8 protein-coding genes are annotated in these 8,753 nt (G+C 68.5%); 4 read left to right on the plus strand and 4 right to left on the minus strand.

Annotated elements, in window-relative coordinates:
* The 3 genes from NHG85_RS05695 to NHG85_RS05705 all read left to right on the plus strand — a co-directional run.
* On the plus strand, positions 1–697 hold a 697-nt coding region (locus NHG85_RS05695), incomplete at its 5' end, for a ferritin-like domain-containing protein (RefSeq protein WP_253330623.1).
* A gap of 210 nt (positions 698–907) precedes the next feature.
* Positions 908–2,236, plus strand: a complete 1,329-nt coding sequence (locus NHG85_RS05700) for a DUF5930 domain-containing protein (protein ID WP_253330625.1) — start codon at positions 908–910, stop codon at positions 2,234–2,236.
* Positions 2,226–2,735 carry a bactofilin family protein gene (locus tag NHG85_RS05705; protein WP_253330627.1) on the plus strand — a complete coding sequence of 170 codons (510 nt, stop codon included), beginning with the start codon at positions 2,226–2,228 and terminating at the stop codon, positions 2,733–2,735. Before NHG85_RS05700 ends, NHG85_RS05705 begins: the two co-directional genes overlap by 11 nt.
* Before the next feature lie 81 nt (positions 2,736–2,816).
* Here the strand turns inward: NHG85_RS05705 and NHG85_RS05710 are convergent, their stop codons facing one another.
* The 3 genes from NHG85_RS05710 to NHG85_RS05720 form a co-directional block, all read right to left on the minus strand.
* On the minus strand, positions 2,817–3,194 hold the full coding sequence (locus NHG85_RS05710; RefSeq protein ID WP_253330629.1) for a DUF4260 domain-containing protein: 378 nt from the start codon (positions 3,192–3,194) through the stop codon (positions 2,817–2,819).
* A gap of 140 nt (positions 3,195–3,334) precedes the next feature.
* Positions 3,335–4,459, minus strand: a complete 1,125-nt coding sequence (gene prfB / locus NHG85_RS05715) for a peptide chain release factor 2 (RefSeq protein ID WP_253330631.1) — start codon at positions 4,457–4,459, stop codon at positions 3,335–3,337.
* A gap of 86 nt (positions 4,460–4,545) precedes the next feature.
* Positions 4,546–7,068, minus strand: coding sequence for a penicillin-binding protein 1A (locus tag NHG85_RS05720; RefSeq protein WP_253330633.1), 2,523 nt, complete (start codon positions 7,066–7,068; stop codon positions 4,546–4,548).
* 157 nt (positions 7,069–7,225) lie between these two features.
* Between NHG85_RS05720 and NHG85_RS05725 the strand changes: the two genes are divergently transcribed.
* On the plus strand, positions 7,226–7,903 hold the full coding sequence (locus tag NHG85_RS05725) for a class I SAM-dependent methyltransferase (RefSeq protein WP_253330635.1): 678 nt from the start codon (positions 7,226–7,228) through the stop codon (positions 7,901–7,903).
* 60 nt (positions 7,904–7,963) lie between these two features.
* Here the strand turns inward: NHG85_RS05725 and NHG85_RS05730 are convergent.
* The coding region (locus NHG85_RS05730; RefSeq protein WP_253330637.1) for an N-acetylmuramoyl-L-alanine amidase family protein at positions 7,964–8,753 on the minus strand (790 nt) is incomplete at its 5' end.

Here is an 8,753-nt window from a genome sequence, read left to right on the forward strand (position 1 = left end):
CGGCGCGGCCATGCCCCCCGACCGGCCCGCCCGCCCCGCGCGGCCCGAGCTTCTGGCCCCGCGCGAGATGCCCAAGCGGCGTCCGGGCTCTGAGCATGGCCGGATCGCGCTGATCCATGCGGTCGCGCATATCGAGCTCAACGCGGTGGATCTGCATTGGGACGCGGTGGCGCGCTTTGCCGAAACGCCGCTGCCGTTGGGCTATTTCGACGACTGGGTGCAGGCGGCGGATGAGGAATCCAAGCATTTCAACCTGCTCAGCGACAGGCTCGAAGCCCTGGGGAGCCATTACGGCGCCCTGCCCGCGCATGAGGGCATGTGGCGCGCCGCCGAGGACACGGCGCAGGATTTGCTGGCGCGGCTCGCCGTGGTGCCGATGGTGCTCGAGGCGCGCGGGCTCGACGTGACGCCGGGGATGATCGAGATCTTTCGCAAGGCGAATGATGCCGAGACCGTCGCCGCGCTGGAGATCATCTATGCCGAGGAGGTGCACCACGTCTCCTACGGCTCGAAGTGGTTTCACTTCCTGTGCGGACGCCATGATCTCGACCCGGCCCCGGTGTTCCGCGATCTCGTGCGCCGGCATTTCCACGCCAGCCTCAAGCCGCCCTTCAACGAGGAAAAGCGCGCCGAGGCCGGAATTCCCCCCGATTTCTACTGGCCGCTGGCCGAAGAGACCGGCTCGAAGCGCGGCTGACCCCCGCGGGCGGCGGGCGTGGCCCCCGGGCAACAGCTGGGGAAAAGCCGGTCAGGTCGGCAATATCCCGCCGTTTCCGGCCCCGCTTTGCCCCGGTTTCGGCACATCGCGGCCAAACCAGTTGCGACACCGCCGGACCGCCGGTAACACCTCACCCGCGGCACTCTCGAAAAAGAGAGGCTGTGACAGGGGCAACACGGGGACGGACGGGTGCGGACAAGACTGGCACAGAAACTTCACGCGGCGCTGGAGCGCCGGTTTCCCGAACGGCGGCTGTTTCTGCGCTCGGACACCGAAACCCGGTTCATCCGGCTGCACCCCTCGACCCAGCTCCTGGCCTGGAGCGGCGCGACACTGGTGGTGGGCTGGACCATCACCGCCACCGCGATCCTCATGATGGATTCGATCGGCTCGGGCAATTTCCGCGCCCAGGCGCAGCGCGACCAGATGATCTACGAAGAGCGCCTCAACGCGCTCTCGACCGAGCGCGACCTGCGCGCCGCCGAGGCCGCCGCCGCGCAGGAGCGCTTTTCGACCGCGCTGGCGCAGATCTCGACCATGCAGAGCGAGCTACTCGCCTCCGAGGATCGCCGCCGGGAGATGGAGACCGGGCTCGAGGTGGTGCAGGCCGCGCTACGCCGCACCATGCTCGAGCGCGAGACCGCGCGCGACGCGGCCGACGAGCTGAAACTGGCGCTGGCCGAGGGCGGCACCCTGCCCGGCGGCGCCGATGCGGCTTCGGTCGAGGGCACGCTGGACATCCTCTCGGATGCGCTGGCCGACACGGCGCAGGAGCGCGACAAGATCGCGCAGGACGCCGAGCTCGCCTTCGAGCAGGCCAACGAGATGCAGCTCGAACTGCGGCTGATGACCGAGCGCAACGACGAGATCTTCCGCCAGCTCGAAGAGGCGATGACCGTCTCGGTCGAGCCGCTGGGCGACATGTTCCGCGCCGCGGGCATGGATCCCGACGCGATGATCTCCAAGGTGCGTAAGGGCTACAGCGGCATCGGCGGTGGCGCGCTGACGCCGATCCAGTTCTCGACCATGGGCGCGCATGCCGGTCATGCGCATGAGAACGCCGAGCGCGCCAACGCGCTCCTGGGCAAGATGGACGAGATCAACCTCTACCGCATCGCCGCCTCCAAGGCGCCCTTTGCCCAGCCGGTGAAGTCCAGTTTCCGCTTCACCTCGGGCTTCGGCCAGCGCTGGGGCCGCCTGCACGCGGGCACCGATTTCGCCGCCCCGATCGGCACCCCGATCTACTCCACCGCCGACGGCGTGGTGGTCAGCGCCGGCTGGGCCTCGGGCTATGGCCGGCTGATCAAGATCCAGCACGAGTTCGGGATCGAGACCCGTTACGCACACCTCAACAAGATCCGGGTCAAGGTCGGTCAAAGGGTATCGCGCGGCGAGCGGATCGGTGATATGGGCAACTCCGGACGATCGACCGGGCCCCACCTCCATTACGAGGTGCGCGTCGGTGGGACTCCCGTCAATCCCATGACCTACATACGAGCTGGAAAAGATGTTTTCTAAGAGCAAGATCAACGAGCCCGGACCCAGGACAGCCGAAGGGACGCCCACCATGGACGCAACCGCCAAGCCCGCGCAGCCGCAAGGATCGCAGGACTACCGCCCTGCCGCTCCCAAGGCCAAGCCGCCGGCCTCGGTGCTGTCCGCCGACCTGCACATCAAGGGCAACATCAAGACCACCGGCGACATTCAGGTCGAGGGGCAGATCGAGGGCGACATCCGCGCGCATCTGCTGACCGTCGGCGAAGGCGCCACCGTGCGCGGCGAGCTGATGGCCGATGACGTCGTCATCAACGGCCGCATCGTCGGCCGGGTGCGCGGCCTCAAGGTCCGCCTCACCTCGACCGCGCGCGTCGAGGGCGACATCATCCACAAGACCATCGCGATCGAGAGCGGCGCGCATTTCGAAGGCTCGGTGCAGCGGCAGGAAGACCCGCTCAACACCACCGGCGCACCCAAGCCCCTGCCCAAGCCCTCGGCAGCCGAAGGCGGTCACGACTGACCTCGGACCCTCGGGATCGAGATGCGAGGGGCGCTTCGGGACACCGGGGCGCCCCTTTTGCATGGGCAATCCGCGCCGCCCCTAGCGCTTGGCGCGCGGGCCGATCCGGCCCAGATGCGTGTCGGTGAACCCCTCGCGCGATTTCAGCCCGTAGCCCAGCATCCGGTCGAACCCGGCATGGCCGAGCCAGAGCGCGCCGAGCGCCGCCCAAAGCGGCATCCCCAGCCCGAGGCCCACCGCGAGCAGGGCTGCGCCGAAGCCGTAGAGATGCAAGAGGTTGTAGCCCAGGGCGCCCCAGCGCGGCCCGAAGAGATAGGCGGCAAAGCCGATGTCGGGTGCGAAGAACAGCAAAACGGCGGCCCAGATCGAAAGACCGCCATCGACGGTCGCATGAATCCAGAGCGAGGCGGCCAGGACCAGCGCCCCCTCGATCCGCTGCCAGACCAGGAAATCCCGCATCTTCGCCACCCTCGCCCGCCATGCCCCGTCGGACCGAGGTTGGCCTCTTCGACGGGGCGAGTCCAGCCGGTAGCGCCGCGCGCCGGGCATGAAAAAGGGGCCCCGCAGGCCCCCTCCCCTCGGTCATCCACGCACGGCGCTCAGTCCTCGGCCGAGGCCTCGGCGCGGCTCTTGCCGGAGACCTGCCCCGCGAGCGTGGCGGCCATGAAGCCGTCGAGATCGCCGTCGAGCACCCCTTGGGTGTCGGAGGTCTCGTGGCCGGTGCGCAGGTCCTTCACCATCTGGTAGGGCTGCAGCACGTAGGAGCGGATCTGGTTGCCCCAGCCCGCGTCGCCCTTGGCGTCGTGCTGGGCGTTGATCTCGGCGTTCCGGCGGTCAAGCTCCATCTGGTAGAGCCGCGATTTCAGCGCCTTCATCGCGATGTCGCGGTTCTGGTGCTGCGATTTCTCCGAGCTCGTCACCACGATGCCGGTCGGCAGGTGGGTGATCCGCACCGCCGAGTCGGTGGTGTTGACGTGCTGGCCACCCGCGCCCGAGGAGCGGTAGGTGTCGAGCCGGATGTCCGAGGGGTTCACCTCGATCTCGATGTTGTCGTCGACCACCGGATAGACCCAGACGCTCGCGAAGGAGGTCTCCCGCGTGCCCTTGCCGAAGGGCGAGATGCGCACGAGCCGGTGCACGCCCGACTCCGATTTCAGCCAGCCATAGGCATTGGGGCCGGAGATCTTGTAGGCCACGGATTTGATGCCTGCCTCACCGCCGGCTTCTTCGGACTGCATCTCGACCTCGTAGCCGCGCTTTTCGGCCCAGCGCACATACATGCGCTGCAGCATCTGCGCCCAGTCGCAGGCCTCGGTGCCGCCTGCCCCGGCGTTGATCTCGAGGAAGGTGTCGTTGCCGTCGGCCTCGCCGTCGAGCAGCGCCTCCAGCTCCTTCGACGCGGCGCTCTCGCGCAGCGCCTTGAGCGCGGCCTCGGCCTCGGCGACGATCTCCTCGTCGCCCTCCATCTCGCCCATCTCGATCAGCTCGGTATTGTCGGCGAGCGCCTGGCTGATCTGGTCGTAGGTGCCCATCTTGTCGAGCAGGGCCTGACGCTCGCGCATCAGCTTTTGCGCCGCGGCCGGGTCGTCCCACAGGGTCGGGTCCTCGACCCGCGCGTCGAACTCCTCGAGCCGGTGCGCGGCCGTCTCGCGGTCCATGCGCTTGGCGAGCAGGCCGAGCGACTTCTCGATGGCGGCGATGTTGGCTTGCGTCTCTGCGCGCATGATCGGTCCCTCAGTCTGGCGGTCGGCTTGGAATTGAAGCGCGTGATACCGCGCCCCGCGCGCCCCGGCAAGCGAGGCGCGCGCGCTCAGTAGAGCCCGCCCGAGGAGAGCGTGCCGAAGCTCGCCTTGGGGCCGACGGTGGCGGTGTTGCCGGTCGAGGTCTTGACCTTCTTGGTCGGCTTGCTGCCGCCCGCCTCCTCGTAGAGCGGCAGGTCGCCCGACATCTCGAAGCCGCCGTCGAAGGCCACGCCGAAGAGCGGCTCCTCGCCGATGCGGAAGCATTCGGAGATCACGTTGGCGCCCGAGGCGCCATCGGGCAGCCGCGCGCCCGAGAAGCGGTCGATCTTGATGAACTGGCACTCGTCGGGCACCGGGAAATCGGTGCCGCCGAAGCGCTTGATCGCGCTGCGCATGAACTGCTCGAACACCGGGCCGCAGATGCCGCCGCCCGAGGCGCCGGAGCCCAGGGAGCGCGGGTTGTCGTAGCCGATGTAGCAGCCCGCGACGATGTTGGAGGAAAAACCCACGAACCACACGTCCTTGGCGTCGTTGGTGGTGCCGGTCTTGCCGGCGATCGGCACCGGCAGGTTGATGCCGCGCGCGGTGCCGCGCTCGACCACGCCCTTCATCATCGAGGTGAGCTGGTAGGCGGTGACGGCGTTCATGATCCGCTCGCGGTTCGACTGGATCGTCGGCACCTCGCCCGCGGGCAGCGCCGCGAGGGTGCAATCGACACAGTTGCGCTGGTCGTGGCGGTAGATGGTGTTGCCGTAGCGGTCCTGCACCCGGTCCACCAGCGTCGGCTCGACCCGCTCGCCGCCATTGGCGAACATCGCATAGGCCGCGACCATCTTGAACAGCGTCGTCTCCTGCGCGCCCAGCGCGTTCGAGAGATAGGGGCCGAGATCGTCGTAGACGCCGAAGCGCTCGCCATATTCGGCCACCACATCCATTCCGACCTCCTGCGCGAGGCGGATGGTCATGATGTTGCGCGACCGCTCGATCCCGGTCCTGAGCGGCGTCGGGCCGTAGAAGCGGTTGGAGGCGTTCTGCGGCCGCCACATGCCCTGCGGCGTGTTGATCTCGATCGGGGCGTCGACGATGATCGTCGCGGGCGTATAGCCGCTGTCGAGCGCCGCGGCATAGACGAAGGGCTTGAAGGAGGAGCCGGGTTGGCGCTGCGCCTGGGTGGCGCGGTTGAACACCGAATCCTGGTAGGAGAAGCCGCCCTGCATCGCCAGAACGCGACCGGTGTTGACGTCCATCGCCATGAAGCCGCCCTGCACCTTGGGCGTCTGGCGCAGGGTCCAGCGGATGAAGTCGCCGCCGTCGTCGGTGATCATCCGGCGCACCAGCACCACGTCGCCGCGCTCGAAGTTGTCGGCAAAGCTGCCGCGCATCCACGAGATATCCTCGCGCGGGACGACATGCGGCTCGGAGCCGTCATCGGCCAGCCCCTCGATACCGAGGCGCATCTCTTGGTCGCCCACCTCCATCACGACCGCCGGGCGCCACTGGCTCTCCAGCGTCACGTCGCGTGGCACGTCGACCTCGGACAGCGCGCGGCGCCATGCGATCTCGTCGTCGAGCGTCTCGACGGGGATGGACTTGCCGGTGCCGTGCCAGCGGCCCAAGCCCCGGTCGTAGCGTTCGAGCGCGCGTTGCAGCGCATGGGCGGCCTCGATCTGCAGCTCGCCGTCCAGCGTCGCGCGAATCGACAGGCCGCCGCCGAAAAACTCGTCCTCGCCGAACTCGGCCGAGAGCTGGCGGCGCACCTCGTCGGTGAAGTAGTCGCGCGGCGGCAGCGCGGCGCGGAAGCTTTCGATATCGCCCGACTGCACCGTGTCGAGCGTGCGGCCGCGCTCCTCCTCATAGGTGGCGCGGTCGATGTAGCCGTCCTCCCACATGCGGCGCAGCACGTAGTTGCGACGGTTCACCGCGTCGGCGTATTCGCGCACCGGGTGCAGCGTGCCCGGGCGTTGCGGCAAGGCGGCGAGATAGGCGGCCTCGCCGGGCTCCAGCGCGCTCAGCGGCTTGTTGAAATAGGTCTGCGCGGCGGCGGTCACGCCGTAGGAGTTCTGCCCGAGGAAGATCTCGTTGAGATAGAGTTCGAGGATCCGCTCCTTGTCCATCGCGCCCTCGATGCGCACGGCGAGGATCAGCTCCTTGATCTTGCGCTCCAGCGTGCGCGAGCCGTCGAGCAGGAAGTTCTTCATCACCTGCTGGGTGATGGTCGAGGCGCCACGGATGTCTTCGCCGCGCGAGCGCACCGCCTCGACCCCGGCGGCGAGGATGCCTTTGACGTCGAAACCGGAGTGGACGTAGAAATTCTGGTCCTCGGCCGAGACGAAGGCGTGCTTGATCAGCTCGGGGATTTCCTCGGCCGGGGTGAACAGCCGCCGCTCGGAAGCGAATTCGTCGAGAATCTCGCCCTCGCCGTCATAGACCCGGCTGATGGTGGGCGGGGTGTACTGCGCCAATGTCTCGTAGCTGGGCAGATCGCGGCCATAGACATAGAAGATCGCGCCGAGCGTCAGCGCCCCCATGGCGAGGCCGAGGGTCAGCATCGAGAAGATGCCGCCAAAGAAGGACATTATGAAGCGCAGCACGATATTTCTCCGGGAGGAATGGGTGGCTTATAGGCAAGCCCCCGCCCCGGGTCAAAAGCGCAGGGCTTGAAATCGGCGGCAAAACGCCCGAAAGCAGGGTCACGCTTTGGCGAGGGGATTGCGCTCTCGACAGATGGGACCCAAAAGGGCGTACATGATGGCAACCGAAACCTCCTCCCCCCGCCGCGCCACGCCCGATGACGTGATCGCGACCTATGACGCCGTTGGCCCCGAATGGGCCAAGGCGCGCGATCGCCGCCTGATCGAGCGGCGCTGGATCGACCGGATGCTGGCCGCGGCACCGCGCAACGGCGGACGCCGCCGTGTGCTCGATCTGGGCTGCGGCACCGGCGCGCCGATCGCGCAGTACATCGCCGATCGCGGCGCCGAGGTGACCGGCGTCGATGCCAGCCGCGTGATGCTTGGCATGTTCCAGAAGAACCTGCCGCGGTCGCGCGCCTTTCATCATGACATGCGCGGGCTGCGCCTGTCGGAGAAGTTCGATGCGATCCTGGCCTGGGACAGCTTCTTCCACCTTTCGGGCCCCGATCAGCAAGCGATGTTCCCGACCTTCACCGAGCATGCCGCGCCGGGCTGCGCGCTGATGTTCACCTCCGGCCCCTCGGCCGGCACCGCCATCGGCGAGGTGGCGGGCAAGCCGATCTTCCACGAGAGCCTCAGCCCCAAGACCTACAAGGGTCTTCTGGAGATGCACGGCTTCATGCCGCTGGCCTTCATTCCCGAAGATCCCGATTGCGGCATGCATTCGGTCTGGCTGGCGCGCTTCGACGGGCTGCCGCGCGAGGATGGCTCCAAGCCCGCCAAGACGGGCTGATCCCGCCCGTTCATGCCGCATCACGGGCCCCGCGCGATTTCGCGCGGGGCCCGTCGCGTTTCAGCGCCGCCTGAGCGGCGCGCGCGCCGCCTCCTCCGCGGCCCAGGCCTGAAGCCCCGCGACGAGGCCCGAGACGATCCGCGCGCGCCCCACCGGATCGATCAGCCGCGCGCGGTCGCCCGCGTTGGACAAGAACCCCACCTCGACCAGCACGGAGGGAAAATCGGCGGCGTTGAGCACCGCCAGCGGCGCGCTGCGGCGCGGCCGGGTGTTGAGATGCGCCCCCGCCTCGCGCAGCGCCGCCACCAGCGCGCTTGCCAGCCGCGCGCTTTGCGGCGCGGTGTCGAGCCGGGCGAGATCCATCAGCGCCGTCGCGACCCTGTCGTCCTGCCGGCTGAGATCGAGCCCGGACAGAAGATCGCCCCTCTGGTGCCGCTCGACCATACGGCTCGAGGCGGCATCCTGTGCGGCGTCCGAGAGAGTATAGACCGACCCACCCGAGGCGGCGTCCTCTTCCAGAGCATCCGCGTGCAGCGACAAAAGCAGCCCCGCGCCCTCGGCCCGGGCGATGGTCATCCGCTCGGAGAGCGAGACGAAGGCATCCTCGTCGCGGGTCAGCACGGCGCGCATGGTGCCCGTGCGGTTGATCGCCTCGGCCGTCTCGCGCGCCAGCCGCAGCATCAGATCGGCCTCGACCAGCCCCTCGCGCATGGCGCCGGGATCGACGCCGCCATGGCCCGCATCCACCGCCACCACCAGCGGGCCTTGCGCCGCGCGTTCGGGCGCGGGCAGCATTTCCCCTGCCGGGTCCTGCGGCCGGGCGCGGGCGGCGAACTCCTCCGCCGTGACC

Origin of the sequence: Limimaricola litoreus (assembly GCF_024159025.1) — a bacterium.
In the GTDB taxonomy this organism is placed as follows: domain Bacteria; phylum Pseudomonadota; class Alphaproteobacteria; order Rhodobacterales; family Rhodobacteraceae; genus Limimaricola; species Limimaricola litoreus.

Bases quoted from the DNA above. Each gene is read 5' to 3' on its own strand.
- NHG85_RS05705 (WP_253330627.1), top strand. From the start codon at position 2,226: ATGTTTTCTAAGAGCAAGATCAACGAGCCCGGACCCAGGACAGCCGAA.
- NHG85_RS05710 (WP_253330629.1), bottom strand. From the start codon at position 3,194: ATGCGGGATTTCCTGGTCTGGCAGCGGATCGAGGGGGCGCTGGTCCTG.
- prfB (WP_253330631.1), bottom strand. From the start codon at position 4,459: ATGCGCGCAGAGACGCAAGCCAACATCGCCGCCATCGAGAAGTCGCTC.
- NHG85_RS05725 (WP_253330635.1), top strand. From the start codon at position 7,226: ATGGCAACCGAAACCTCCTCCCCCCGCCGCGCCACGCCCGATGACGTG.